Source organism: Streptomyces sp. NRRL WC-3605 (genome assembly GCF_001509795.1).
GTDB classification, from domain to species: Bacteria; Actinomycetota; Actinomycetes; order Streptomycetales; family Streptomycetaceae; genus Streptomyces; species Streptomyces viridochromogenes.
The window spans coordinates 60,167-86,440 of sequence record NZ_LLZN01000052.1 but is presented as its reverse complement, the minus strand read 5'-3'; the positions used below and the strand labels follow the sequence as shown (position 1 = coordinate 86,440).

General features: G+C 74.5%; 26 protein-coding genes. 13 read left to right on the top strand and 13 right to left on the bottom strand.

Annotated elements, in window-relative coordinates; translation table 11 throughout:
* Window positions 1-75: 75 nt before the first annotated feature.
* From ADL34_RS15545 to zapE, 10 genes are all read right to left on the bottom strand, one after another.
* Complete coding sequence (locus ADL34_RS15545) at window positions 76-885, bottom strand: DUF4142 domain-containing protein (RefSeq protein WP_062668623.1); 810 nt, start codon at window positions 883-885, stop codon at window positions 76-78.
* A 154-nt stretch (window positions 886-1,039) separates the two neighbouring features.
* The gene (locus tag ADL34_RS15540; protein WP_062668622.1) at window positions 1,040-2,347 is read right to left on the bottom strand and encodes a DUF692 domain-containing protein; all 1,308 of its coding nucleotides are present in this window, start codon (window positions 2,345-2,347) and stop codon (window positions 1,040-1,042) included.
* 168 nt (window positions 2,348-2,515) lie between these two features.
* Complete coding sequence (locus ADL34_RS15535; RefSeq protein WP_062668621.1) at window positions 2,516-3,247, bottom strand: peptidyl-tRNA hydrolase; 732 nt, start codon at window positions 3,245-3,247, stop codon at window positions 2,516-2,518.
* 42 nt (window positions 3,248-3,289) lie between these two features.
* Window positions 3,290-3,469 (bottom strand): hypothetical protein, encoded by a 180-nt coding sequence (locus tag ADL34_RS15530; RefSeq protein WP_062668620.1) that lies wholly within the window; start codon window positions 3,467-3,469, stop codon window positions 3,290-3,292.
* 18 nt (window positions 3,470-3,487) lie between these two features.
* Window positions 3,488-4,348, bottom strand: a complete 861-nt coding sequence (locus ADL34_RS15525; RefSeq protein WP_062668619.1) for a polysaccharide deacetylase family protein — start codon at window positions 4,346-4,348, stop codon at window positions 3,488-3,490.
* A 125-nt stretch (window positions 4,349-4,473) separates the two neighbouring features.
* On the bottom strand, window positions 4,474-5,871 hold the full coding sequence (locus ADL34_RS15520; RefSeq protein WP_062668618.1) for a PhoX family protein: 1,398 nt from the start codon (window positions 5,869-5,871) through the stop codon (window positions 4,474-4,476).
* A gap of 95 nt (window positions 5,872-5,966) precedes the next feature.
* Window positions 5,967-6,896 (bottom strand): slipin family protein, encoded by a 930-nt coding sequence (locus tag ADL34_RS15515; RefSeq protein ID WP_062668617.1) that lies wholly within the window; start codon window positions 6,894-6,896, stop codon window positions 5,967-5,969.
* A gap of 97 nt (window positions 6,897-6,993) precedes the next feature.
* Window positions 6,994-8,460 carry a SulP family inorganic anion transporter gene (locus ADL34_RS15510; RefSeq protein WP_062668616.1) on the bottom strand — a complete coding sequence of 489 codons (1,467 nt, stop codon included), beginning with the start codon at window positions 8,458-8,460 and terminating at the stop codon, window positions 6,994-6,996.
* On the bottom strand, window positions 8,457-9,035 hold the full coding sequence (locus tag ADL34_RS15505; RefSeq protein ID WP_062668615.1) for a carbonic anhydrase: 579 nt from the start codon (window positions 9,033-9,035) through the stop codon (window positions 8,457-8,459). The genes ADL34_RS15510 and ADL34_RS15505 overlap by 4 nt, the downstream gene beginning before the upstream one ends.
* Before the next feature lie 427 nt (window positions 9,036-9,462).
* Window positions 9,463-10,572, bottom strand: coding sequence for a cell division protein ZapE (gene zapE, locus ADL34_RS15500; protein ID WP_062668614.1), 1,110 nt, complete (start codon window positions 10,570-10,572; stop codon window positions 9,463-9,465).
* 151 nt (window positions 10,573-10,723) lie between these two features.
* Here zapE and ADL34_RS15495 point away from each other — a divergent pair, with 151 nt between their 5' ends.
* The 6 genes from ADL34_RS15495 (at window position 10,724) to ADL34_RS15470 (ending at window position 15,984) form a co-directional block, all read left to right on the top strand.
* Window positions 10,724-11,530: a pyrimidine reductase family protein gene (locus ADL34_RS15495; RefSeq protein ID WP_062668613.1), complete on the top strand. Its 807-nt coding sequence runs from the start codon at window positions 10,724-10,726 to the stop codon at window positions 11,528-11,530.
* 141 nt (window positions 11,531-11,671) lie between these two features.
* Window positions 11,672-12,145, top strand: a complete 474-nt coding sequence (locus ADL34_RS15490) for an indole-3-glycerol phosphate synthase (protein ID WP_199835578.1) — start codon at window positions 11,672-11,674, stop codon at window positions 12,143-12,145.
* 102 nt (window positions 12,146-12,247) lie between these two features.
* A complete protein-coding gene (murC, locus tag ADL34_RS15485; RefSeq protein ID WP_062668612.1) occupies window positions 12,248-13,639 on the top strand; it encodes a UDP-N-acetylmuramate--L-alanine ligase in 1,392 nt (463 codons plus the stop codon).
* Window positions 13,640-13,652: 13 nt separating this feature from the next.
* Complete coding sequence (msrB, locus tag ADL34_RS15480) at window positions 13,653-14,060, top strand: peptide-methionine (R)-S-oxide reductase MsrB (RefSeq protein WP_062668611.1); 408 nt, start codon at window positions 13,653-13,655, stop codon at window positions 14,058-14,060.
* Window positions 14,061-14,184: 124 nt separating this feature from the next.
* Window positions 14,185-14,931, top strand: coding sequence for a PP2C family protein-serine/threonine phosphatase (locus tag ADL34_RS15475; protein WP_062668610.1), 747 nt, complete (start codon window positions 14,185-14,187; stop codon window positions 14,929-14,931).
* A 51-nt stretch (window positions 14,932-14,982) separates the two neighbouring features.
* Window positions 14,983-15,984, top strand: coding sequence for an N-acetylglucosamine kinase (locus ADL34_RS15470; RefSeq protein ID WP_062668609.1), 1,002 nt, complete (start codon window positions 14,983-14,985; stop codon window positions 15,982-15,984).
* Between the two features lie 461 nt (window positions 15,985-16,445).
* Here the strand turns inward: ADL34_RS15470 and ADL34_RS15465 are convergent, their stop codons facing one another.
* Window positions 16,446-17,333 (bottom strand): MurR/RpiR family transcriptional regulator, encoded by an 888-nt coding sequence (locus ADL34_RS15465; protein ID WP_062668608.1) that lies wholly within the window; start codon window positions 17,331-17,333, stop codon window positions 16,446-16,448.
* A 90-nt stretch (window positions 17,334-17,423) separates the two neighbouring features.
* Here ADL34_RS15465 and ADL34_RS15460 point away from each other — a divergent pair, with 90 nt between their 5' ends.
* Both ADL34_RS15460 and ADL34_RS15455 read left to right on the top strand, forming a co-directional pair.
* Window positions 17,424-18,194: a sugar isomerase domain-containing protein gene (locus ADL34_RS15460; protein WP_062668607.1), complete on the top strand. Its 771-nt coding sequence runs from the start codon at window positions 17,424-17,426 to the stop codon at window positions 18,192-18,194.
* A 113-nt stretch (window positions 18,195-18,307) separates the two neighbouring features.
* Window positions 18,308-18,889, top strand: a complete 582-nt coding sequence (locus ADL34_RS15455; protein WP_062668606.1) for a hypothetical protein — start codon at window positions 18,308-18,310, stop codon at window positions 18,887-18,889.
* Window positions 18,890-18,922: 33 nt separating this feature from the next.
* Here ADL34_RS15455 and ADL34_RS15450 read toward each other — a convergent pair whose 3' ends face one another.
* The gene (locus ADL34_RS15450) at window positions 18,923-19,678 is read right to left on the bottom strand and encodes a DUF4142 domain-containing protein (protein WP_062668605.1); all 756 of its coding nucleotides are present in this window, start codon (window positions 19,676-19,678) and stop codon (window positions 18,923-18,925) included.
* Between the two features lie 138 nt (window positions 19,679-19,816).
* Entirely contained in the window at window positions 19,817-21,190 is a 1,374-nt protein-coding gene (locus ADL34_RS15445; protein WP_400093339.1) for a hypothetical protein, read from the bottom strand.
* 113 nt (window positions 21,191-21,303) lie between these two features.
* Here ADL34_RS15445 and ADL34_RS15440 point away from each other — a divergent pair, with 113 nt between their 5' ends.
* The 5 genes from ADL34_RS15440 (at window position 21,304) to ADL34_RS15420 (ending at window position 26,273) form a co-directional block, all read left to right on the top strand.
* Window positions 21,304-22,530 (top strand): molybdopterin-dependent oxidoreductase, encoded by a 1,227-nt coding sequence (locus ADL34_RS15440; RefSeq protein ID WP_062668641.1) that lies wholly within the window; start codon window positions 21,304-21,306, stop codon window positions 22,528-22,530.
* Window positions 22,530-22,988: a hypothetical protein gene (locus tag ADL34_RS36095; RefSeq protein ID WP_062668604.1), complete on the top strand. Its 459-nt coding sequence runs from the start codon at window positions 22,530-22,532 to the stop codon at window positions 22,986-22,988. The genes ADL34_RS15440 and ADL34_RS36095 overlap by 1 nt, the downstream gene beginning before the upstream one ends.
* 81 nt (window positions 22,989-23,069) lie before the next feature.
* On the top strand, window positions 23,070-23,759 hold the full coding sequence (locus ADL34_RS15430; protein WP_062668603.1) for a response regulator transcription factor: 690 nt from the start codon (window positions 23,070-23,072) through the stop codon (window positions 23,757-23,759).
* Window positions 23,756-25,210, top strand: coding sequence for a sensor histidine kinase (locus ADL34_RS15425; RefSeq protein WP_062668602.1), 1,455 nt, complete (start codon window positions 23,756-23,758; stop codon window positions 25,208-25,210). The genes ADL34_RS15430 and ADL34_RS15425 overlap by 4 nt, the downstream gene beginning before the upstream one ends.
* A gap of 52 nt (window positions 25,211-25,262) precedes the next feature.
* The gene (locus ADL34_RS15420; RefSeq protein ID WP_062668601.1) at window positions 25,263-26,273 is read left to right on the top strand and encodes an NAD-dependent epimerase/dehydratase family protein; all 1,011 of its coding nucleotides are present in this window, start codon (window positions 25,263-25,265) and stop codon (window positions 26,271-26,273) included.
* The last annotated feature ends 1 nt before the right edge of the window (window position 26,274 follow it).

Below are 26,274 nucleotides of genomic sequence, written 5' to 3'. Positions count from 1 at the left end.
GTGGCGCCATGGTTTGTTCACCATCCGGACACGGATGTGCGAGGTTGTGACGTTCCGGATCGGGACGGACGGCGATCAGGAGGTTCCCGAACCGTCCTGCGGCTCCCGGGTGGTGGGCGGGCGCGGACTGCTGGCCGCCGGAGGCAGCGAGTACGTCGGCGACGGATCCGGGTTCGCCGGCACCGCCGGGGACGGGTCGGCGACCGGGCCGGGCGGCGCCGGGGAGGGGGCGAGCGGAGGGGTGCTGCCGGCGGCCAGGTCCCTCGCCAGCGCCTCGTAGTCGACGTGACCGGTGGCCTCCAGGACCGTGATGTGGTCCAGGACGGTGGTGTTGGCGTCGTCGGCCAGCTTGCGGACCAGCGAGTTGCGGGTGCCGGCGCGCACCTCGGCGACGACCGTGAACACCTTGCCGTGCGCCAGCCGCAGGATGTTCGCGAACTTCTGGTCGAAGTCGGCGCCTTCGGCCTCGCTCAGCTCCATCAGCCACCCGCGCTGCTGCTCCGTCGGCTCGTCGGGCAGCTGGAGGCTGAGCTGGGCGGCCACGTCGCGCACCCGGTCGTCGAGGAACGTGTGCCCCTCGACGAGGTGCCGCCCGGCGGTCCGTACGGCGTCGGTGGAGCCCTTCTGCTGGGCGAGCCGGCCGGCGGGCAGTTCCCACAGGCCGGCGAGCCGGACCTTCGTGATGAAGTCGCGGTCGAGGGCCGACAGGGGGCCGTAGCCGGTCGTGACGCTCTGCGCGTTGAGCACGGCGAGCCCGGTCCCCGCCCGGTCGGCGTACGACCAGACCGGGAAGATCATCGCCGCGAGCGTGGCCACCAGGCCCGTGACGATGAGACCGGTGCCGCTGAGGATGCCTCGGCCCTTGAGGGGAGGTCGCTGTCGCATGAGGTGCCTCCTGTCGCGGCACCGCACGTCAGTGCGCTTCGGGGATGGGATGGGCATATTACTTCGAGCCCACGCCAACTGCCGTCGGCCTGCACGGAATCCGACGTACGGGGATGTACAGGAAGGAAACGCCCGAACGCGTGCGGGATCGCCGTCAGCGGCGCAGCAGTACCCGGCGCGTGGCCCGCGCCAGCCGTACCGCCGGACGGCGCGAACGCGGCTTCGGACCGGACCGCTCCAGCCACCACTCCCGCAGCTCCGCCCCGGCACCGGAGTCCGCCGGCCGCTCCTCGGCGAGCAGGTGCCCGGCGAAGTCCAGCGCGTCCCGCCGGTAGCCGCCGCTCATCGGGTTCCGCTGCGCGTACGCGAGGAACGCCGGCCGGTAGCCGTCCCCGAGGATCGCCGGCAGTTCGGGCGCCACCCTGGCCACCACGTCCGCCCGCTTCCCGGCGAGCGCCCGCGCCTGCACCCCGAGCCGCACCCGGTCGAAGCCCTCCGGCGCCGGGGTCCCCGCGACGAGCGCGGACAGCAGTGCCGTCTGCGCCAGCGCCAGCCGCTCCCGGACCGGCGCGGGGGCCTCGGCGACCACAGGAGCCGCCGTCCGCGCCGGCTCCGCCGGGGCCGCCACCCGCCGGGCTCCGCCGGTCGCCAGCGCCTCCCGGATGCCGTCCAGCTCCCGCTCCAGCTCCGCCGGCTCGGGGAAGTTCTCGTCGCGTTCCAGCAGGACCCCCGGCGGGGACACCCGCGACGCGAGGTCCGTCAGGATGTCGAGGACCGGCCGGGGCACCGGGTGGGCGTGGCTGTCGTGCCAGACCCCGTCGCGCTCGAAGCCGCCCGCCACGTGCACGTACGCGATGGCCTCCAGCGGCAGTTCGGCGAGCGCCTTCGCGGGGTCCTCGCCCCGGTTGACGTGGTTGGTGTGCAGATTGGCCACGTCGATCAGCAGCCGTACGCCGGTGCGGTCGGCCAGCTCGTACAGGAACTGGCCCTCCGTCATCTCCTCGCCCGGCCAGGAGAACAGGGCCGCGATGTTCTCCACGGCGAGCGGCACCGGCAGCGCGTCCTGCGCGATCCGCACGTTCTCGCACAGCACGTCCAGGGCGTCCCGGGTGCGCGGGACCGGCAGGAGGTGGCCCGCCTCCAGGCGCGGGGAGGCGGTCAGCGCGCCGCCGGCCCGGACGAACGCGATGTGCTCGGTGACCAGCGGCGAGTCCAAGGCCTGAGCCCGCTCGGCGAGCGCGGTCAGCCGCCCCTCGTCGGGCCGTTCGGCGCCGCCCAGGCCGAGGGAGACGCCGTGCGGGACCACGGTCACCCCGCGCTCCCGCAGCCGCAGCAGGGACTCCGGCAGATGCCCGGGGCAGACGTTCTCGGCGACCGTCTCGACCCAGTCGATGCCCGGCATGCGCTCCACGGCGTCCGCGATCTCCGGACGCCACCCGATCCCGGTCCCCAGCCGCACCATCGTCCCCACCTCCGCCTCGTGCCGGTCCGCCGCCCGCCTCCCCGGGCGTGCCGGACGTGACGGGGGTATGGCCCCGCGCGGACCCGCCCGAACCCTCGGGGAGCCACCTTCAGAGCAACATTTGAGGTTCGCCGCCCCCGTCCCGTACGCGGGGGACGCCCGGAACGTTCAGGCGCCGGGCGCCCGGCGCAGCGCGGGGTGGTCGGCGACGACCGTGCAGGAGCCCGGCGCGATCTCCGTGAACCCGGCGTCCCGCACCAGCGGCAGGCCGGACTCCGTCAGCTCCCGCCAGCGCGCCGGGTCCGCGGTCCGCACGGCCAGCGGGAACCCGGCCGCGCGCCAGGCGTCCCGCTCCGCGTCCGGCAGCTCCCACCAGGCGAGCTGCGCCGCGTGGCCGGTCTGCGCCATCGCCTTGCCGGCCGACATGTCGAGATCGGGGTTGAGCCACAGCACCGGCTCGGCGGGCCCGGCGGCCAGCGGCGGCTCCGGGTCGTCGAGGTCGGTGCCGGAGACCTGGAGCTTCGCCAGGTCCTTCGGCCAGCCGTCCAGCGGGACCGGCGGGAACACCCGCACCTCCGCGGACTTGCCGGTGACGGTGATGCCGGGCAGCTCCTGGGCGCGCCGCCACTCGGCGCCCCGCGCCCGCCGCACGACCTTGCGGATCCGCGCGTCCTCCCAGTTCCGGACGGCCCCGGCCCACTCGCCCCCGCCGAGGGAGCGCTCGTCGCTCAGGAACACCAGGACGGCCCGCGCCGACGTCTCCAGCGCGTCGGTGCGGGCCGGGGGAGCGGCACGCTCGATCCGTACGACCAGGGGCAGGACGAACTGCGGGGCGCTGTCGCGCGCCTCCGACTCGGAGCGGAAGGGGCTGTCACCGGCGGGCGTGGGCTCACTGTTCACGCGGTCCAGTCTGCCAACCCGGCGCGCGGGCCGACGACGCGGTCAGCCGGAGCAGGCCGTGCGCTGCGCCTCCTGCCACTCGCAGACCGGGCACAGCGTGATGCCCTTGTACGACTCCGGGTACTCCGTCGGCTCCCGGCACAGCACACACTCCGCGTACGGCGGCCCGTCCGCCTCCGGCGGCTTCACCCCGTCGGCGATCGTGCAGTAGTCCTCGCTCATGCCTCCAGGGTAGGACGGTCAGCGGCGGCCGCCCGAGGCGCCGATCAGCTCGGACACCTTCACGAACCGGAAGCCCTTCCCGCGCAGCTCCGGCACCACCTCGCGCACCACGCGCTCGGTCGTCGGGGCCGCGCTCAGCGTGCAGTGCAGCACCACCACGGACCCGGGCCGCACCCCGTCCAGAACCTCCCGGGCGACCGCCCCGGCGTCCGTGGCGAAGGCGTCCCCGCTCACCACGTCCCACTGCACGGCCGTGACACCTGCCGGGGTCAGGGCGCGCAGCGCCCGTGTGTCGTGGCAGCCGCCGGGGAAGCGGAAGTACGGCATCGGATCGGGCACGCCGGCCTCGCGGAAGGCGGCGTAGGCCCGCTCGACGTCGGTGCGCATCCGCTCCTCGTCCACGGTCGGCAGGCCGTAGCAGTCCTCCGTGAAGGCGTAGTGGCTGTAGGAGTGGTTGGCGATCTCGAAGAGGGGGTCCCGGCCGAGGGAGCGGGCCTGCCGCGGGTACTGCTCGGCCCACCGGCCCGTCATGAACACCGTGGCCGGAACCTTCAGCTCCCGCAGGGCCGCGATGAGCCCCGGGTTGTCGAACCGCTCGCCCCGCGCGGCGCGCGGGCCCTGGTCGGCGGTCATGTCGGCGTCGAAGGTCAGGGCGACGGCCCGGTCACCGGTGCGGGGACCGTGCTCGAAGACCGGGGTCAGGCCGGCCGGGCCGGGGGCGAGGGTCGGCGGCCCGGCCGCGGGTGAGGCGGAGGCGACGGCGGGGCCGGCGGTGGCGCGCGGCGCGCGGACCGGCTGCGGTGCCGAGCACGCGGCGAGTGCGGTGAGCGCCGTGCCGAGGGCGCAGACGGCGGCGATCCGCCGGACGCGAATGATCACCGCTCGACAATATGAGGATCAGATGGACATTCCGGTGCGCCGGCGGGGGTGCCGGGCCGGAGTCACCCGGCCGGTCGGTGGGGGCGCCGGGTGGCACCCACGCCGGCCGGCCGGGTCCGCCAGGGTCAGCGGCGCCAGGGTCCCGTCACCGCGAACGTGGTCCCGGGGTCGTAGCAGTTGACGTACATGGTGCCGCCGTCGGGGGAGAAGGTGACACCGGCGAACTCGCCCCACTCCGGATCGTCCGGGGTGTTGATGTTCTGGGCGTTGCGCGCCATCGCGTACACCTCCCCGCGCCGGGTCACACCGAAGACGTGCTGGGCGCCGTTGCCGTCCTCGCACACCATCAGGCCGCCGCTGGGGGCGAGGCAGATGTTGTCGGGGGACTCGCCGGGGAGCTGGACGTCCGTGTCGGGGCCGAAGACGATCACCAGGGTGAGCCGGCGCTCGGTGGGGTCGTAGCGCCAGATCTGCCCGTAGTGGTCCGCCGCCGAGCCGTCGGAGCGGCGGGCGAACGAGGAGACGAAGTACACCGACCGCCCGCCCCAGTAGCAGCCCTCGAGCTTCTGCGCGTGGGTGATGCCCTTCGGGCCGAAGTCCTGGAAGCGGATGGGGGTCCCGGCGGCGAGCGGGTCGGGCACGTCCACCCACTCGATGCGGTCGAACGTGGTGCCCGTCTCCTGGATCGTGGACAGGTCCGGCACGCCCGGCACCCGCATGGCCTGCAGGCGCCCGCCGGCGCGCAGCGAGCCGAGGCCGCCGTGCGGCCGTTCGGGCAGGAAGCGGTAGAACAGCCCGAACGGCCGCTCGAACGCGTCCTCGGTCTCGTAGACGACCCCGCGCCGGGGATCGACCGCGACGGCCTCGTGCTGGAAGCGGCCCATGGCGGTGAGCGGGACCGCGCCCGAGCGGTGCGGGTCGTCCGGGTCGACCTCGAAGATGAAGCCGTGGTCCTTGGTGTAGCCGTTGGTGCCGGCCTTGTCCTCGGTCTCCTCGCAGGTCAGCCAGGTGCCCCAAGGGGTGGGCCCGCCCGCGCAGTTGACGGCGGTGCCGGCGATGGCGACCCGCTCGGACAGCACGTGGTCGTGCCGGTCCAGGGTCAGCGCCGTACAGCCGCCCTTGCCCTCCGGGTCGTAGGTCAGGCCCTTGACGGTGGGGACGGCGATCGCGGCGTCCGCGCGGTTCTCGTGGTTGCGGACCAGGTGGACGCGGCCGGAGCGGGCGCCGAAGGCGGACATGCCGTCGCAGTGGGAGGGGACCTCGCCCTCGCCGGAGCGGAGCTGGTCGCCCTCGCGGGAGAGCACCCGGTAAGAGAAACCTTTTGGCAGGTCGAGCAGGCCGTTCGGGTCGGGGACCAGCGGGCCGTAGCCGGAGTGGCCCAGGTTCTGGGCGGCGGCGGTGCCGGTGAAGAGTTCGGCGACGTTGCCGGCGAAGGCGATGGAGACACCCAACGCGCCGGTACGGGCCAGGATCTGACGGCGGGTCGAGCCGGAGCCGCCGGGTGCGGACGCGGTTGCGGACATGGGGGGGAACAACCTTCCTGCTGGCGGACAGGAGATGTGACCCAGCCGTGTCTATCACCTGGCGGGACTCGCGGGAACCACGCGTGTAGCTCGTGTCACTTCCCTTGCGCGTCACCGATGATGTCGTCGATCGTCCGTTCGACCGGACGCTCCGGGGGCGGTTCGACGGCCTTCGGCGCGTCCTCGGCCGGCGGGTCCTCGGCCTCCGGCGGGTCCCCGGCCGGGCGGGCGGCGGGCGCGGGCGCAGGGGCCTGGCGCTCCCCGTGGTCCTCGCCGCGCTCCAGGAAGCGCAGCAGCTCCACCGGGATCGGCAGGACCAGCGTGGAGTTCTTCTCCGCGGCCACCGCCATCACCGTCTGCAGCAGCCGCAGCTGGAGCGCGGAGGGGGTCTCGGCCATCTGCCGGGCCGCGTCGGCCAGTTTCCGGGAGGCCTGGAGCTCGGCGTCCGCGTTGATGATCCGGGCCCGCCGCTCGCGGTCCGCCTCGGCCTGGCGGGCCATCGAGCGCTTCATCGACTCCGGCAGCGACACGTCCTTGATCTCGACGCGGTCCACCTGCACGCCCCAGCCGATCGCCGGGCTGTCGATCATCAGCTCCAGGCCCTGGTTGAGCTTCTCCCGGTTGGAGAGCAGGTCGTCCAGGTCGCTCTTGCCGATGATCGAGCGCAGCGACGTCTGCGCCATCTGGGAGACCGCGTACTTGTAGTCCTCGACCGTGATCAGGGCGCTCGCGGCGTCGACCACCTTGAAGTAGACGACCGCGTCCACCCGCACGGTCACGTTGTCCCGGGTGATGCCCTCCTGGCCCGGCACCGGCAGCGTCACGATCTGCATGTTGACCTTGTGCAGCCGGTCCACGAAAGGAACGATCATCGTGAACCCGGGAGTGCGCACGTCCCCGGCGAGCCGCCCGAGCCGCAGCACCACCCCGCGCTCGTACTGCTTGACCACACGGGCCGCCGCGGCCACGTAGACCACTCCGGCGGCGGCCACTCCGGCGGCGGCGCCCAGCAGCTCCTCGACCATGTCGACCTCCTCGCGGAGAGGTCCGTTCCGCGCCTCTCTGCAACGATATGCCCGCCCGTCGCCGTGGGGCCACAAGGCGACCGACGGGCGAGCGCGCTCAGCGCGCGGTGAGGCGTACGGGCGTGGTGCCCGCCGCGCTGTGCCGCTCGGCCCAGTTCTCCAGGGCCGTACGGCAGGCGTGGTCGAGGTGGTGCAGGCCCGACAGGTCGAGCTCCACCGGCCGGTCCTGCGGCAGGGCCTCCAGGCTGTCGAGGATCTTCGGCAGCCGCAGGAACGTCGCGTTGCCCGACAGCTGCGCCCGGACCGGCCCGGCACCCAGGTCCCGCACCTCGAGCCGGACGTGCGAGGCCCCCCAGGCGGCCTTGGCCACCGACAGGGCGAGACCGATCAGCACACCCTCGAACATGTTCAGCGCGACGATCGACACCGCCGTGGTGACGAGGATCAGCGCCTCGCCCCGCTCACCCCGCCACAGGGTCAGCAGCCCCCGGAACGGGATCAGCTTCCAGCCCGCGTGCAGCAGGACCCCGGCCAGCGCGGGCAGCGGCAGCAGCCCCAGCGCGGCGGGCAGCAGCGCCGCGAACAGCAGCAGCCAGACGCCGTGCAGGACACGCGCCGCCCGGGTCCGCGCCCCCGCCCGCACATTGGCCGAGCTGCGCACGATGACCGCCGTCATCGGCAGGGCGCCGAGCAGACCGCAGACGGCGTTGCCCGTGCCCTGCGCCATCAGCTCCTGGTCGTAGCGGGTGCGGGGCCCGTCGTGCATCCGGTCGACGGCCGCGGCGCTGAACAGCGACTCGGCGGAGGCGATCAGGGTGAAGGCGATGATCGTGCCGCAGACCGCCGGGTCGGCCAGGACGCCGAGCGCCTCCGCGCCGGGCGGCTGGACGGCGTCCAGCAGGCCCTCGACCTCGACCGTGGCGACCGGCAGCGAGAGGGCGGCCGCGGCGGCCGTCGCCAGCGCGACGGCCGCGAGCGGGCCGGGGACCGCGCGCACCCGGCGCGGCATCCGCGGCCACAGCACCAGGACGGCGACGGTACCGGCACCCAGCCCGATCGAGGCCAGCGTCTCCGTGTCCCCGGCGGCCCGGGCGAGCGTGCCGGGCAGCCCGGCCATCCGCTCGGTGCCCGAGGCGGGCGCCTCCGCGTCCGCGACCGAGTAGAGCTGCCCGGCGATCAGCACGAGACCGATGCCGGCCAGCATGCCCTCGACGACGGACACCGAGATGGCCCGGAACCAGCGGCCCAGCCGCAGGGCCCCCATGAGGATCTGGAGCAGGCCGGTGGCGAGCACCAGGACGCCGAGGGCCGGCAGCCCGAACTCCCGCACCGCCTCCAGCACCAGCACGGTCAGCCCGGCGGCGGGACCGGAGACCTGCAGGGTGCTGCCGCGCATCAGGCCGGTGACGACGCCGCCCACGATGCCGGTGACGAGCCCCAGCTCGGCGGGGACCCCGGAGGCGACGGCCACCCCGACGCACAGCGGCAGCGCGACCAGGAACACCACCAGGGAGGCGGCGAGGTCCCGCCGTATGTGGGGGAACGCGGCGCGCCGGGCGGTCACAGCGCCTCGAAGGCGTCGGTGGCGGGGTCGTGGACCCGCACGGTCCCGCGGTGCACCTCGTAGTACCAGGCGTGCACGGTGAGCAGGCCCGCCGTGAGCCGTCCGGCGACGCACGGGTACGAGCGCAGCCGCAGCACCTGGGCCAGCACATGCGCCTGGACGCCCTCGGCGACCTCGGGGTCCTCCGGGGTGCCGGCCGGGGGCGGCGCCGCGTGCGCCAGCCAGTCGCGCACAGCCGGGACGGCGTCCAGGTCGTCGCCGCGCACCAGCGCGCCCACCGCTCCGCAGTGGGAGTGGCCGCAGACCACGACGTCACGTACGCCGAGGACCTCCACGGCGTACTCGATGGTGGCGGCCTCGCCGGTGGGCTGCCCGGAGCCGTACGGGGGGACGATGTTGCCCGCGGTGCGCAGCTCGAAGAGCTCGCCGGGCCGGGCGCCCGTGATCAGGGCCGGTACGACCCGGGAGTCGGAACAGGTGATGAAGAGGACCTGGGGTGACTGTCCTGCGGCCAGCGGGGCGAACTCCTCAGGGCGCTGTCCGAACATACGGGCGTTGTCGATGAGGGGCTGCATGAGTGGTGACTCCTCCTGGCGCGTCTCGGCGGGCGCGTCGGGGTGTGCGTGACAGAGGTGGGGGGACCGCCTTCCGCACCGCCTCGGGGAGATCGTCCCCCGGGTGGGTCTTGGCCTTTGCTTCACGGGCCGTATGCGCGGATGCGAAGAAGGCGGCGGGTGCGAGGAGAGGGGGTGCGGACCGGCAGGGGGCCAGGAGGGGAAGACCGGTCGTGGTCGTCCGACCTCCGAACATGCGCCCCCTTCCGGCCCGTGCGCACCCCATGCACCGGCCAACGGCTGGTCAACCGTTGGTCAAGGAAGAAGGTAACCCGGCGATGTTGTTTGCACGCTCAACCTGACGCCCCATGCCGCGAAGCGCCTCAAAGGTGAGGGTGAAATGGCCTGAACTCCCGCTGTGCGCCGGAGGGTTGCGCCGAGGCGGCCGTCAGTCGGCCACGAGCCCCCGCGCGTCGCGGGCCAGCGCGGTCAGCCGGGAGATGGCGCGGAAGTACTTCTTGCGGTAGCCGCCGTTCAGCATCTCCTCGCTGAACAGCCGGTCGAAGGGCAGCCCGGAGGCCAGGACCGGGACCTCGCGGTCGTAGAGCCGGTCGGCGAGCACCACCAGCCGCAGGGCGGTGGACTGGTCCGGGACCGGCTGCACCCCGGTGAGGCACACCGCCTTCAGGCCGTCCGTCAGCGCGCCGTAGCGGCTCGGGTGGACCCGGGCCAGGTGGTCCAGCAGCCGGGGGAAGTCGTCGAGCGAGGCGCCCTCGGTGGCGTACGCCGCCCGGGTCACCTGGTCGTCCGAGAACGGGGCCGGGGCCTGCGGCAGGCCGCGGTGGCGGTAGTCCTCGCCGTCGATGCGCAGCGCGCGGAAGTGGGCGGACAGACCCTGGATCTCGCGCAGGAAGTCGGCCGCCGCGAAGCGGCCCTCGCCGAGCTTGCCGGGCAGGGTGTTGGAGGTGGCGGCGAGCGCGACCCCCGCGTCGACCAGCTTGCCGAGCAGGGTGGAGACGAGGACGGTGTCGCCCGGGTCGTCCAGCTCGAACTCGTCGATGCAGAGCAGACGGTGGCCGGAGAGCGTCTGCACGGTCTGCTGGAAGCCGAGGGCGCCGACCAGGTTCGTCAGCTCCACGAAGGTGCCGAACGCCTTCAGGGACGGCTCGGCCGGGGTGGCGTGCCACAGGGAGGCGAGCAGATGGGTCTTGCCGACGCCGTAGCCGCCGTCGAGGTAGACACCGCGGGGTCCCGCCGGGGCCTTGGGCGCCTTCGCGCGGCCGAAGCCGAGCAGGCCGCGCCGGGGCCTGCCGCCGCCGCTCGCGTGGGCGCCGCCGAGCCCTCCGGCGAAGGACTCCAGGACCTGGACCGCCTCGGTCTGGCTGGGCTGGTTCGGGTCCGGGATGTACGTGCCGAAGCGGACCGAGTCGAAGCGGGGCGGCGGCACCATCTCGGCGACCAGCCGGTCCGCCGGTACGTGCGGCTCGCGGGCGCACAGGGAGAGCGGGCTCGCTTCGGCTATCGGGCTCGGCTGGGACGCGGCGGAGGAGGACGACACGGTTCACCATGGTAGGGCCTGCCCGGCGCACCCAGGCGTCCGCCCGGACGGCGTCCACGCCGGTGACGTGCGCGAGCGCGCGTGCGGAGGGCGGGGCGGTGGCGCGGGCGGTGGCCGGGGCGGCGGAGGTGGCCGTGCCACACTCCTTGCCATGCGACGCCTGTTCCCTGTGACCGACGAGACGACGCCGAGCGCTTCCGGGGGGAGCGGATCCGGGGCCGGCCGGGAGTGGAGCCTGGCCGAGCTCGCCGCCGCGTACGCCTACCCGGACGCCGGACCCGGCGAGGCGACCCCGTGGCTGCGCGGCAACATGGTGTCCACCCTCGACGGGGCCGCCCAGCACGAGGGGCGGTCGCAGCCCATCTCCTGTGCCGCCGACATGCGGATCTTCGGCACCTTGCGGGCGCTCGCGGACGTCGTGGTCGCCGGTGCGGAAACGGTCCGCCAGGAGGGGTACCGCCCCGCTCGGGCGCGGGCCGAGTTCGCCGGGGCGCGGGCCGCCGCCGGACAGGGGCCCGCCCCCGCCATCGCGGTGATCAGCGCGAGCCTCGACCTGGACTTCGGTCTGCCGCTGTTCACCTCGCCCCTCGTGCCGACCCTGGTGCTGACCGGCGCCGCCGCGCCGGCGGACCGGGTCGCGGAGGCGGAGTGGTCGGGTGCCCGGGTGGTGGTCGCCGGTGACGGCGCAGGCGTCGATCCGGCCCGTGCCGTGGCCGCCCTCGCCGGGCTCGGCCACACCCGGCTGCTGACCGAGGGCGGTCCCCGGCTGCTCGGGCAGTTCGTGGCGGCCGGGGTGCTCGACGAACTGTGCCTGACGATCTCGCCGATGCTCACCGCCGGGGACGCCCAGCGCATCGCCGGCGGACCCGCGGTGGCCGTGCCGCGGCGGTTCGAGCTGGCGTCCCTGCTGGAGGAGGACGGCTTCCTGTTCGGCCGCTACCGGCGGCCGCGAGGTTAGGTCCGGCGCGAGAGGGGTTCTCTGATCCATGGCCCGGGAAACGGCGGAATAGGTCGTTCCGCTTGGCTTCGGCCGGGCAGACTACATTGCGCAGTCCCCGTGCCAGCACGGGGAAGGATGGTTTCCGCAGAAGGGGCGCCGGTGTTCACAAGCGTACTGATGATCGAGAAGGCCCTGACGTCCGCCGACGTGGAGTTCGTCACCACCTTGCACGGCGACGAGGAGGTCGCCTTCCACGTGCTGCTCCAGCCGCGCGGCGAGCAGGCCGACCGGCTGCTGCGCGCCATCGACGACATCGCGCTCGGCGAGCTGGACGAGGCGGTGCGCGAGGGCGAGACCCCCGAGGGCGAGGAGGCCCTGAGCACGGGCGAGCGCGCCCTGGAGGTGTCGCTCACCGCCCTGCGCACCGCCGGGGCGCAGGCCGAGGGCCGGCTGCTGGAGGACCATCCGCTGGACGCGCTCAAGGACGTCGTGCGCGAGGTCGGGGCGGACGAGGTCATCGTGCTGACCGACCCGCACTACGTGGAGGAGTTCTTCCACCGGGACTGGGCCTCGCGGGCCCGGCACAAGGTGGGCGTGCCGGTGCTGAAGCTGTTCTCGCACAGCAAGGCGTAGCGGCACCCCTGCGCGGACGCCGTGAGCGCCCCTGGGCGGTGGGCCCGCCGCCTGCTAATAGGCTGGGGCCTCACCGTCGTATCGCACTCCTGGGAGACACGCATGGCACCCGGCCTTCCCCCCGCCATGGACCGACCGCACTTCATCGGCATCGGCGGGGCCGGCATGTCGGGCATCGCGAAGATCCTCGCGCAGCGTGGGGCCGCGGTGGCCGGCAGCGACGCCAAGGAGTCCGCGACCGCCGAGGCGCTGCGGGCGCTCGGCGTCACCGTGCACATCGGGCACGCCGCGGAGCACCTCGCCGACGACGCCAGCTGTGTCGTGGTGTCGTCGGCGATCCGGCAGGACAACCCCGAGCTGGCCCGCGCCGCCGAGCTGGGTGTCCCCGTGGTGCACCGTTCCGACGCGCTCGCCGCGCTGATGGACGGGCTGCGCCCGATCGCCGTCGCCGGCACCCACGGCAAGACGACCACCACCTCCATGCTGGCCGTCTCCCTCACCGAGCTGGGCCTGCGGCCGTCGTACGCCATCGGCGGCGACCTGGACGCCCCGGGCTCCAACGCGCTTCACGGCGACGGCGACATCTTCGTCGCCGAGGCGGACGAATCGGACCGCAGCTTCCACAAGTACGCCCCCGACGTCGCGATCGTCCTCAACGTCGAGCTCGACCACCACGCGAACTACGCGTCGCTGGAGGAGATCTACGACTCCTTCGTGACGTTCGCCGACCGGATCACCGAGGGCGGCACCCTGGTGATCTCCGCCGACCAGGACGGCGCACGGGAGCTCACCCGCCGCGTCGCCGGGCGCGGGCCGCGCGTCGTGACGTACGGCGAGGCGCCCGACGCCGACGTGCGGGTGCTGTCCGTGGTGCCGCAGGGCCTCAAGAGCGAGGTCACCGTCCTCCTGGACGGGCGGGAGCTCACCTTCACGGTGTCCGTCCCGGGCCGCCACTACGCCCTGAACGCCGTCGCCGCCCTCGCGGCGGGCGCGGCGCTCGGCGTCCCGGCCGCCGAGCTGGCCCCCGCGATCGCCGCGTACACCGGCGTGAAGCGGCGCCTCCAGCTCAAGGGCGAGGCCGCCGGCGCCCAGGTCATCGACTCCTACGCCCACCACCCGACCGAGATGACGGCCGACCTGCAGGCCATGCGGGCCGCCGCCGGAGACGCCCGCATCCTGGTCGTCTACCAGCCCCACCTCTTCTCCCGCACCCAGGAGCTCGGCAAGGAGATGGGCGAGGCCCTGGCCCTGGCCGACGCCTCGCTGGTCCTGGACATCTACCCGGCCCGCGAGGACCCGATCCCCGGCATCACCAGCGAGCTGGTCGTCGACGCCGCCCGCGCGGCCGGCGCCGACGTGACCCCTGTGCACGACAAGGGCGAGGTGCCCTCGCTGGTCGCGGGAATGACGAAGCCCGGTGATCTCGTTCTCACCATGGGCGCGGGCGATGTCACCGACCTCGGCCCGCTCATCCTGGACCGCCTGTCGAAGTGAGGGGCACACACCCATGTCGTACGACGTAGAGAAGCCGGACGAGGAGTGGCGCGCGGAACTGAGCCCGGCCGAGTACGCCGTGCTGCGCCAGGCCGGTACGGAACCCGCCTTCACCGGTGAGTACACCGACACCAAGACCGAGGGCGTCTACTCCTGTCGCGCCTGCGGGGCCGAGCTGTTCACCTCGACCACCAAGTTCGAGTCGCACTGCGGCTGGCCGTCCTTCTACGACCCGAAGGACACCGACGCGGTGGAGCTGATCGAGGACCGCTCGCACGGGATGGTGCGCACCGAGGTGCGGTGCGCCCGGTGCGGGTCGCACCTCGGGCACGTCTTCGAGGGCGAGGGGTATCCGACGCCGACCGACCAGCGGTACTGCATCAACAGCATCTCGCTGCGGCTGACGCCGGCCGAGAGCTGACAGCCGGGCACGTGCGGCCGGGGCCCGACCCCGGCCGCACGTGCGCCCGGGCCGAAGACCTTCCTATGCTCGTAGCAGGCCCCTTTGCGGGCGGTGCGCCAGGTACGGAAGGCGGTGGCGCCGCATGCCGTACGCCGCGGTGAGCGCGATCACCCATCCCGGACTGCTGCGCGAGCGCAACGAGGACAGCCTGGCCGTCGGCCCGTGGACGCTGTGCGCCACGGTGACCGAGAGCCCGCAGACCCTGGTCTTCCCGCTCGGCACCCCCCTCGTCGTGGCCGTCGCCGACGGGCTCGGCGGGCATCCCGGCGGTGACCTGGCCAGTTCGCTGGTCGTGCGCCGGATCTCGATGCTCGGACCCGCCCTCGGCAGCGAGGTCGCCGTGCGCGACGCCCTGAACGCCTGCAACCGGGCCGTCTTCCAGGCCGCCGGCGGCGACGAGCAGACCGAGCTGACCGCGATGGGGACGACGGTCGCCGGCGTCGTGGTCGGCGAGGACAGCGTGCTCGTGTTCAACGTGGGCGACAGCCAGGTCCTCGCGGCGGACGGCGACGGCCTGCGGCAGGTCAGCGTCGACGACAACCCGCCGCATCCGCCCGGCCGTACGACGTCCCTGGTCACCCAGTGCCTCGGGGGCTCACCCACCTTCCGCGAGGTCCATCCGCACGTCAGCACCGAACCCCTCGTGCCCGGCACGCGGTACGTGGTGTGCTCGGACGGTCTGACGGACCCGGTGCCCCCCGGCACGGTGGACGCGATCCTGCGCGAGCACGACGACGGCCGGGCCGCGTTCGAACTGTGGCGGGCCGCGATCGAGGCGGGCGGGCCCGACAACATCACCGTCGCGGTGCTGCGCTTCGGCGACGAGTAGCACGGCACACTCCTTGTCCCGGCGCCCACCGGTCCTTCACGATGGGCGCCGATGACTCTCGATCAGGTGGGTGCGGCCGCGTACGTCGTCGGCGTGGACGCCGGGGGCACCCGCACCCGGGCCGTCCTGGCGCCCCTGGCGGGCGGCGCTCCCCTCGGCCAGGGGCGGGGCGGGCCGGGGAACGCGCTGAGCGTGTCCGAGGCCGACCTCACCGCCCATCTCGCCGCCGCGCTGGCCGAAGCCGTCCCGCCGGAGCTGCGGGGCCGGGTGGTGGCCGTCGCGGGCGGCTTCGCCGGGGCATCGCGGCTGGCGCCCGACGACCCCGGGCAGCTGCGCGCGCACGCCGCCCTCACCGCCGCGCTGCACCAGCTGGGCATCACCGCCGCGGCCGTCGAGATCCACAGTGACGGAGAGGCCGCGTTCGCCTCCGCGCCGGGCGGCCCCGCCGACGGGATCGCCGTCATCGCCGGTACGGGCGCCGTCGCCGTGCGCATCACCGGGCGGGTCTGCCGCGCCACCGCGGGCGGTGACGGCTGGCTGCTCGGCGACGACGGCGCCGGGTTCTGGATCGGGCGCGAGGCGGTGCGGGCCGCCCTGCGGGCGGCGGACGGCCGGGGCGGGCCGACGGCGCTGACCGGTGCGGTCGGCCACTCCCTCGGGGTACCCCCGGACGTACTGCCGCCCGTCCCGTACGACGACGCCGGCTGGGACCGGGAGCACCGGGAGGCGTACCGGATGCGGCTGCTGCCCGCCGTGCTGGGGCGGCACCCGGTGCGGCTGGCCGAACTCGCGCCGCTGGTGGCCGCTGCCGCACTGGAGGGCGACGCCGTGGCCTGCGCCGTCCTGGCGGCGGCGGCCGGCCACCTGACGGACCTCGTGCGGGCCCTCGCCCCCCGCGCCGGTGAACGCGTCGTCCTCACCGGCGGCCTGCTGGGCCCCACCGGCCCCCTGACCCCTGCGCTCCTCGACCGACTGCGTCCGCTGGGACTCACCCCAGACCTGGCAACGGACGGCTGCCGGGGGGCGCTGGCGCTGGCGCGCCTGGCGGTCTGAGAGCCGCGGGCGCCGGTCGCGCCGAGGGGTGGGACGGGATCGCTCGGGGGTGGCGAGGCGACGCGGCGGGTGCGTCCGCTGGGACCGTCTCCCTGGCCCGGCCGGGGCGGCTGCCGGGATGTGCGCCCGGTGGGCGGGGTGCGGGCGGGTGCCGGCGGTGGCGCCGGCGCGGCCGGTTGTGCGAGGGCTGGGGACCGGTCGGCCGGGTGCGGGTCGCGTGCCGTGCGGTCGGGTGGGGTTGCTCAGGGGTGGTGACGCGTCGGCTGCGACTTTTACCCGGCCCGGTGGGGAGGGCTCCGCCCGCCCGGCGCACGTCTCGCCAGGGCGGGGGTGGGGGACGTGTCGGGTGTGTCCCGGTGCGGGATGTGCGCGGCCCGCCGGGGAGGTGGCTGGCGAGGCTCGTCCCGGCAGGGGGGTGGCGGGTGCCGGGCCGGCTGGTCGGCGGGGCACGGTGCCGTTCGTCAGCGGGGGCGGCCGGGTGGGAGGCGGTGCTGAGGGGCGATGTGGTCGGTCAGGGTCAGGGACGTGCTCGCCCGCCGGTAGGAGAGCTGGGCCACGCGGACGTACAGGCAGTCGATCAGGACGAGGACCGAGTGCCGGGCGCCGATGCCGCCGCTGCGGAAGCTCGTCTCGGAGGTGGCCGAGACGAGGCGGACGTCGGCCGCCTCGGCGAGCGGTGAGCGCGGGGCGGAGGTGAGGGCGATCGTGGTGGCGCCGCGCTCCCGGGCCAGCTCGAACGGCTCCAGCGTCTCCCGGGTCGCCCCGGAGTGCGAGATGCCGATCGCCACGTCGGCCGGGGTGAGCAGGGCGGCGGAGGTGGCAGCCGCGTGCACCTCCGTCCAGCCGCGCACCGCGCAGCCGATGCGGAACAGCCGCATCTCCGTCTCGCGTGCGACGGCGCCGCTGCCGCCGACGCCGTAGACGTCGATCCGCCGGGCCCGCGCCGTGGCCCGGGCGGCCCGCTCCAGCGCGTCGAGGTCGATGCCCTCGACGGTCTGCCGCACCGCCCGCAGGTCCGCCGCGCCGACGACCCGCACCACCTTCTCCAGACTGTCGTCGGGGTAGATGTCCGGGCCGATCTCCGCCGTCCCCCAGTCCGTGCCCGCCGCGCCCCGCCCGCGCTCCGCGGCCAGCTCCATCAGCAGCTGCTGGTACGAGTCGAGCCCGACCGCCCGGCAGAACCGGGTCACCGTGGCCTGCGAGGTGCCGGTGCGGCGGCCCAGCTCGGCCGCCGAGCAGCGCGTGACCGCCGCCGGATCGGCGAGGACCAGCTCGCCGACCTTCCTCAGCGACCCGCTGAGGTGGGGCAGTTCGGCACGGATCAGCGCGGTGACGTCCGTCGGGGGCATGGCCCGAAGGTAGCAGTCGGCGGTAGCGTTCGGTTCAACGATTCATCCATGGGCTGCAACTTGGTGGATTCATTCATCGCGGGAGGGTTCATGTCCGACGCGTCCGTGAGCGCCGAGCGTTTCGTGCACGAGAGCAGAGGCGTCCTCGACCGCCTCACCGGGTCAGCGTCCGTACGGGAGGACGTGGCCCGCGCCGCCGGGCTCATCGCCGGGTGCGTCCGGGACGACGGGGTCGTCCAGGCGTTCGGCACCGGCCACTCCCAGGCCGTCGCCCTCGAGATCGCGGGGCGCGCCGGGGGACTGGTGCCCACCAACCGGCTGAGCATCGCCGACCTCGTCCTGTACGGCGGCGAGTCCCCGGCCGTCCTCGACGACCCGCTCCTGGAGCGCCGGGCGGGGGTCGCCGCGCGCATCTACGACCTGGCCGCCCCCCGCCCCCAGGACCTGTTCGTCGTGATCTCCAACTCCGGCGTCAACAACGTCGTCGTGGAGATGGCCCTGCACGCCAAGGAGCGCGGGCACGCCGTCCTCGCCCTGACCTCCCTGGCCCACACCCGCGCCGTCCCGGCGGGCCACGCGAGCGGCCGCAAGCTCGCCGACATCGCCGACGTCGTCCTCGACAACGCGGCCCCGCGCGGGGACGCCCTGCTGGAGCTGCCCGGCGGCGGCGCCGTGTGCGCCCTTTCCACGCTCACCAGCGTCCTGCTCGTGCAGATGGCCGTGGCCGAGGCGTCCGCCCTGCTCCTCGCCGCCGGGGAACGCCCGCCGGTCTATGTCTCGGCCAATGTGCCGGGCGGCTACGAGGGCAATCTGGAGCTGGAGAAGCGGTACGCCGGACGCATCCGCCGCACCGCGGGCTGACTGCCCCGAACGGCCCCCCGCCGGGCGCCGGCCAGGGCCGTTCGGGTACATGCGGAGCCCCTCGAATGGGCGCACACTGGAGGGGTGCTGTCGGTGCTCAAGGGGGTGTCGGCATGGCGGCGTCCGAGTGCACGAAGGTACGGCTGTGGCGGTGGCGGCGCAATCCGCTGAAGCGCCGCAGCGATGTCGTCGAGGCGTGGGTCGTCCTGTGCGCCTGGCTGCTCGCGGTGCTGGGCGGCGTCTTCGCCGGCCTCTGGGCGGCGGACGCCGTCGTCGGCTCCGCCGAGCGCGTCCGCGCCGAGACCCGTCAGGTGACCGCCGTCCTGGTGCGGGACGCCGAGGAGCCGGGGCCCGCCCGCGTGACCGCCGACCACCTGGTGTGGGCCCCGGTCCGCTGGACCGACCCGGACGGCAGGACCCGCACCGACGAGGCACGGGTCCCGCCGAAGGCGAAGGCCGGCGGCAAGGTGGACGTGTGGACCGACCGGCAGGGCCGCGTCGTCAACGAGCCGCTGTCCGGGGCCGAGACGACGCTGCACGCCGTCTCCGGTGGCCTGCTCGCCGGCGGGGGCGCGGCCGGTCTCGTCCTGGGCGCCGGCTGGGTGGTGCGCCTGGTGATGGAGCGGCGGCGCCTGGAGGAGTGGGCCGCGGAGTGGGAGCGGCTGGACACGCCCTGGGGCTGGAAGACCGGCTGAGCGGTGGTGCCCCCGCCGGGCGGGGGCACCGGGTCACTTGACGTCCGCGCTGGGCAGCGCCGCGGGGGACTTGGTGTCCAGGTTCTCCAGGCCCAGGCCCTTGGGGATGCTGAGCGTGAGGACCGGCGCGCCCGGCTGCGGCGGGGGCGGGGTCAACTGGTCCTTGGGGAGCTTCGGGGGCGTGGTCTGCTGGAAGTTGTTCTGGTCGAAGTTGACCAGCCCGGTCTTCTCCAGGACCGTGATGTGGTCGAGCACGGTGTCGTTCGCGAGGTCGGCCAGCTGGCGCACCATGGTGTTCTGCGTGTTCGCCCGGATCTTCGCGATGACCGGGAAGATCTGACCGTGGGTCACCCGCATGATCGCCACGCCCGTCGCGTCGAACTCCTTGCCCTGCTTGGAGTCCACCGTCGCGACGAACTGCTGCTGCTGAGGGCTCGCCTGGTTCGGCAGCGTGATGTTCATCTGCGAAGCGATCTTGCGGCAGGCCAGGTCGAGGCGGGCGTGACCGACCACCAGGTGCTTGCCGGCCTCCTTCATCGCCGGTGTGGTGCCCCGCTGCATCGCCATCATGCCCAGGGGGTGCTCCCAGAGCCCCGCCGCCCGCACCTTGACCACGAAGTCACGGTCCGCCTCGGTCAGCGGCCCCCACTGCGTGTTGGCGATGATGCGGTCCTGGCTGGCGGAGGTGGTCTGCACACCCAGCATGGCGGGGTAGGCGAGGGCGGAGAGGGTCAGGACCAGGGCGCCTCCCACAAAGACGGTGCCAACCATGCGGCGCGAGACGGGCATCGTGCCTCCAGACGTGAACGGCTCGTACCCCCAGAGGTACGGACGGGACGGCGAGAACAATCACCGCTGCGGGAAAAACTTACGATCCGCTGTGCGACGTGCGTCACACGGCCCCCTGCCCGCCGTGCCGGGGCCGTCTCACCAGCCCGTCAGCAGCAGATGGTTGACAAGCAGCGCCAGCAGCGCCTGGGCCGCCAGCCAGCCCCGGGCCCCGGTCAGGAACGCCGTCGCGGGCAGCAGCCACAGGGCGAACGGCAGCCAGATCCGCTCCGTCTCCGCCTTGCTCATCCCGGACAGGTCGGCGACGAGCAGCGCGGCCAGCGCGGCGAGGACGAGGACCGCGAGACGGGCGTCGGCGGTGCGTTCCCGGCGTACGAGGAAGCCCCCGGCCCGGCGCAGGCCCGCCACCGTCGCCACTCCCACCACCGCCACCAGGCAGGCCAGGTTGGCCCACACCCAGTACACCTGCGGCCGCTCGCCGCCGACGCCCTGGTAGTAGCGGGTGACCAGCAGGTCGTACGCGTCCCACCAGTAGAAGCCGAACGCCGTGAACACCAGCGGCACCACGGCGCACCCCGCCAGGACGAACGGCAGCGCCCGGAGCCGTGCCGGCCCCAGCCACAGCACGGCCGCACCGATCACCACGAGCAGTGTCAGCCCGTACGACAGATAGACGGCGAGGCCGGCCAGGAGCCCCGCGGCCAGGCCCGCCGGGCGGGTCCGGTGCCCGGTCACCGCCAGCGCGAGGAACGCCAGCGCCCACGCCGCGACCGCCGCGAAGTACGCGTCGGCCGACGTGCCCAGCCACACCGCGCCCGGCACCAGGACGAGGAACGGGGCCGCGCGCCGGGCGTGCCGCTCGGAGGCGAGCGCCCGGACGGCGACGAGGACGGCGACCGCCGCCGTGGTGCCGAGGGTGATGCACCAGGCCCCCGCCCACGCCCCGCCGCCCAGACCGGCCCGGTCCAGGAACACGAACGTGAGCGTGGCCGCCGGCGGGTGCCCGGCGACATGCGCGGGCCAGTGGTCCGGTGTGCCCAGCAGGATGTGCCCGGTGAAGTCACGCAAGGTGGCCGGGATGTCCTGGAAGCTGCCCACGGCCCGGAGGTACTCGTGCCGTGTCGTCAGCCGGCCGGCGACCCCCCGCTGCCAGCCGTCGACCAGCGCCAGCGACCAGGTCCAGGCCAGGGCGGCCCCCCACACGGCGGCGAGCAGCCGGCGCCAGGGCAGCCGGGTGGCCAGGGCCGGCCCGTACGCCACCACGGCGACCGCGACGAGGAGTGCGGCCGGGGTGCCCGGACCGGCGTGCGGATGCCAGGTCGCGAGCAGCGGCGGCCATTTGACGTGCAGGGTGGCGTCACGGTGCTCCACGACGGTCCCGGCGACCGCCGCCACCGCGAACAGGAGGACGGCGGCGCCGGCCGCGTACAGGTCGCGGCGCGGCGCGCGGCGCTCGCCGGGGCGGCCGGCCGGGCGGGTGCCGGGGGTCTCGGGCAGCAGATCAGGGGTCACGTCAGCACGCTAGGACGTCCGGGGTCCGCCCCCCGTGTGACAAGCGGGGACGTCAGCGTTCCGTCATGGTTCGCCTCACGCCCCGCGCGGCCGGCGCCGCCTACGGTCGGCACATGGCACGGTCCCCCTTCGCCCCCTCGTACTGGCGCAGTCCGCTGCGCGGACCCTGGCTGACGTCCGTGCTCGGCGTCGTCCTGCTCGGCGGGATCACGGTGCTGTTCGTGACCGGCCTGCTGTCGTACGCCGCCTACAACCCCGGCCTGTCGCCGGTGAACGACAAGACCCCCGGCAAGGGCCTCCTCGGCTTCTACCTCTTCCCGTGGCCGACCGGGCCGCGCTGGCTGTACCGGCTCACCCAGGGCGTCCACGTCACCCTCGGCATCACCCTGATCCCGGTGCTGCTGGCCAAGCTGTGGTCGGTCGTCCCCCTGCTGTTCCGGCTGCCCCCCGCCCGGTCCGTCGCCCACGCGCTGGAGCGCCTCTCGCTGCTGTTCCTGGTCGGCGGGGTGCTGTTCGAGTTCGTGACGGGCGTGCTGAACATCCAGCTGGACTACGTCTTCCCGGGGTCCTTCTACCCGCTGCACTTCTACGGGGCGTGGGTCTTCTTCTCCGCGTTCGTCGTCCATGTGCTGCTCAGGGCGCCCGCGGCATGGCGCGGTCTGCGGGAGCTGCGGGAGGAGCCGGACGGGCTGGTGGCGCCGGAGCCCGCCGAGCCGACCGTCTCACGGCGCGGCGCCCTCGCCTTCGTCGGGGGTGGCTCCGCGTTGCTGTTCGCCACCACGGTGGGGCAGAACTTCGACGGGGTGCCGCGCCGGACCGCCCTGCTCGCCCCGCACGGCGGCGCCGAACCGGGCAGCGGACCGGGCGCCTTCCAGATCAACAAGACGGCCCGGTACGCCGGGATCAGCGCGGCCGAGACGTCCGATGAGGCGTGGCGGCTCGTGGTGACGGGCCGCGCCGGCCGCACCGTCCGCCTCTCCCGCGCCGACCTGCTCGCCCTGCCGCAGCACGAAGCGGCCCTGCCGATCGCCTGCGTGGAGGGCTGGTCCACCTCCGACCAGCGATGGCGCGGGGTGCGGCTGCGGGACCTGGCGTCGCTCGCCGGTGACGAGGGAGCCCCGCCCGACGTCCTCGTCGAGTCCCTCCAGCGGCACGGGGCCTTCCGGCGGGCGGCCCTGCGCGCCGACCAGGTCGCCGACCCGCGCAGCCTGCTCGCCCTCGCCGTCAACGGCGCCGAGCTCACCCTCGACCACGGGTATCCGGCCCGGGTCGTCGTGCCCGCCGCGCCCGGTGTGCTGAACACCAAGTGGGTGGCACGGCTGACCTTCGAGGACCTGTGATGCGCCGGCGACGCCCGCCCCTCGGCAGCCCCCTGCACCTGCTCCTGCTCGCCTGCTCCTTCGCGCTCACGGCGTACGCGGGCGTGCGGCTGCTCGAGGAGGACCCGTTCGCGGTCGCGCTGTGGTTCGTGGGCGCGGCCGTCCTCCACGACCTCGTCCTCGTGCCGCTGTACGGGGCGGCGGACCGGGCGCTGCTGCGGGGCATGGAACGCTCCGGGCACCGCGACCGCACGATGTACGTCCGGGTGCCCGCAGCGCTGTCGCTGCTGCTCCTGCTGGTGTGGTTCCCGCTGATCACCGGCCGGGTCGCGGACCGTTACGCGCGTGCCACGGGCCTGTCCCCGGACGGCTTCCTCGCCCGCTGGCTCCTGATCACGGCCGTGCTGTGCGGAGGTTCGGCGGCGGTGTACGCCCTGCGTCACCACCGGCCGCGCGCGGAGGAGCCGCCCGGCGCGTGAAAGCTGTCGGCCACCTGTCGATCCGGCCCCGCGGCGCACCCGCCCCTCGGCGTGGCGCACCAAGTGCCGCACTATGAAAGGGTGGAGAACGTACGCCTGCTCGTCGTGGACGACGATCCGCCCATCGCCGACCTCGTCGCGACCGTCGCCCGCTACGAGGGCTGGGAGGCGGTCACCGCCAACTCCGGTGCGGAGGCGCTGCGCAGGGCCGCCGAGTTCCACCCGGACATCGTGGTGCTCGACCTGATGCTGCCCGACGTCGACGGCTTCGGGGTCCTGGACCGGCTGCGGGCGGGCGGGCGGATGGTGCCCGTGGTGTTCCTGACCGCCCGCGACGGCGTCGCCGACCGGGTCGCCGGACTCACCCGCGGCGGCGACGACTACCTCGTCAAACCGTTCGCCGTCGAGGAGCTGATGGCGCGGCTGCGCACCGTGCTGCGGCGCAGCACGGGCCCCGGCTTCCGGCGTTCCGTGCTCCGGGTCGCCGACCTGACGATGGACGAGGACACCCGCGAGGTCCGGCGCGGCGACCGGCTGCTCACCCTCACCCCGACCGAGTACGAGGTGCTGCGCTATCTGATGCGCAGGTCGCCGGCCGTGCTCACCAAGGCCCAGATCCTCGACCACGTCTGGGAGTACGGCTTCGGCGGCCGCTCCAACGTCGTCGAACTCGTCGTCAGCCGGCTGCGCCGCAAGCTGGACGACACCGGCGCTCCGCTGATCCACACCGTGCGCGGCTTCGGCTACGTCGTCCGGGAGGCGCCGGCGTGATCGCGCGGCTGCGCCGGGCCTACCGCGCGATGCGCCTCGGGACCCGGCTGGCGCTCGGCCTCGCCGTGCTGTCGCTGACGGTGTTCGCGGTGGTCGGCACCGCGCTGACCACGTACATGCGCGACTATCTGGCCGCGCAGCTCGACACCCAGCTGGCGCACGGGCAGATCGCCCAGTCCAAGTCCCTCGCCGACCACGGCACGCTCGACGGCAAGAAGTACTACAGCTGGTTCTACGCCGTGTACGACGTGACGGACGGCAGGGCCGTGCTGCGCACCCCCGAGGACCCCGCCGATCTCCCCGAGGACGTGGGCGACTTCACCGCGCTGGCCCGCGCGCAGGCCGGCGCACACCGGGAGGTGCTGCGCACCGCGCGCCTGCGGGGCGAGGGCGAGTACCGGCTGCGGGCCTGCGAGGTCGAGCCCGGTGTGGTCCTGGTCAGCGCCGCGCCCCTGGACGGCATCGAGGACACCGTCGGCCGGCTGATCACCCTTCAGGCCGTCACCTTCGGGCTGGCGCTGGCCGCCCTGGTGGCCCTCGGCCGGGGCATGCTGCGACGCGGACTGAAACCGCTCGGCGACATGGCGCACACCGCGCGGGACATCACCTCGCACGACCTGACCGACTCCGCGCGGCTGCCGGTGCGGCACGACCGGCGCGGCGGCGGACCCGAGGTGGAGGAACTGCGCACCGCGTTCAACATGATGCTGGAGCACATCGACGACTCGCTGGCCGTACGGGCGGAGGCGGAGAGGCGGCTGCGTCGGTTCGTCGCCGACGCCTCGCACGAACTGCGCACCCCCCTGATGTCGGTGCGCGGCTACGCCGACCTGTTCCAGTACGCCGCCGCCAACGCCCCCGAGGAGCGTGAGCGGCATCTCGCGCGGCTGCGCGCCGAGGCCGCCCGGATGGGCGTCCTCCTCGACGACCTGCTGCTGCTCGCCCGGCTCGACGCCGCCGACGTGGAGACGCCCCTGCGCCCGGTGGAGGCCGACCTGGTGGACCTGGTCGGACAGGCGGCGGACGCCTTCCGGGCCACCCGCCCCGGCCACCCGCTCACGGTCGTCCCCGGCCCCGGCCCGGTGCCGCTGCGCCTGGACCCGCAGCGCATCCGTCAGGTCCTGGACAACCTCCTCACCAACGCGGCCGTCCACACCCCGCCCGGCACCCCGGTGTCGGTCGCCGTGTCCGTCGCGGACGGCACCGCACAGGTCTCCGTCACCGACGCCGGGCCCGGCATACCACCCGCCGACGCCGCACGCGTCTTCGACCGCTTCTACCGCGTCGACAAGGCCCGCAGCCGCGACCGCGGCGGCAGCGGACTCGGGCTCGCCGTCGCCCGGTCCCTGGTCGAGGCCCACGGCGGCCGGATCACCGTCTCCGCGGAGCCGGGGAGGACCCGCTTCACGGTGACGCTCCCGACGACCGCCCCGGCTCTTACGAACCCATGACATGAGGGCCGCGTGACGGCTCCGGGGAGCGGCGGCGCCCTAGCGTGGGCGCATGCGTGTACTGGTCACCGGCGGCGCCGGATTCATCGGGTCCCCCATCGTCCGGGCGCTCGCCGCCCACGGGCACGAACCCGTCGTGTACGACGTCCGCACCGATCCAGCGGCCGACGTCCGCGACCCCGGCGCCGTAGGGCGCGCCCTCGCCGGTGTCGACGCGGTGTGCCACCAGGCGGCCATGGTCGGCCTCGGCACCGGCTTCTCGGACGCCCCGGAATACGTCTCCCGCAACGACCTCGGCACGGCCGTGCTCCTCACGGAGATGGCGGAGGCGGGGGTGCGCCGGCTGGTGCTGGCCGGGTCGATGGTCGTGTACGGCGAGGGCCGCTACACCTGCGCCCGGCACGGGGTCGTCCGGCCCGGCCCGCGCACCGTCGCCGCCCTGGACGCGGGCCGCTTCGAGCCGCCCTGCCCGGTCTGCGGCGCCGACCTGAGCCCCGGGCTGGTGGGAGAGGACGCCCCGGCCGACCCGCGCAACGTGTACGCGACGACCAAGCTGGCCCAGGAGCATCTGGCGGCCGCCTGGGCGCGCGCGACCGGCGGCACCGCGGTGTCGCTGCGCTACCACAACGTCTACGGGCCGGGCATGCCCCGCGACACCCCGTACGCCGGGGTCGCGTCCTTCTTCCGCTCCTCCCTCGCGCGCGGGGAGGCGCCCCGTGTCTTCGAGGACGGGCGTCAGCGGCGGGACTTCGTCCATGTGCGCGACGTGGCCGCCGCGAACGTGGCCGCGCTGGAGGCGACCGGCGGGGACCTGGCGCCGGGCGTGCTGACCGCGTACAACACCGGGAGCGGGGAGCCGCACACCGTCGGCGAGATGGCCCACGCCCTCGCGGCCGCCCACGGCGGCCCCCAGCCGATGGTGACGGGGGAGTACCGGCTCGGGGACGTCCGGCACATCACGGCGGACTCCGCGCGGCTGCGCGCCGAGCTCGGCTGGAAGCCGCAGGTGTCCTTCACCGAGGGGATGGGCGAGTTCGCCGGGGCGGACCCGCGCGACGGGTGAC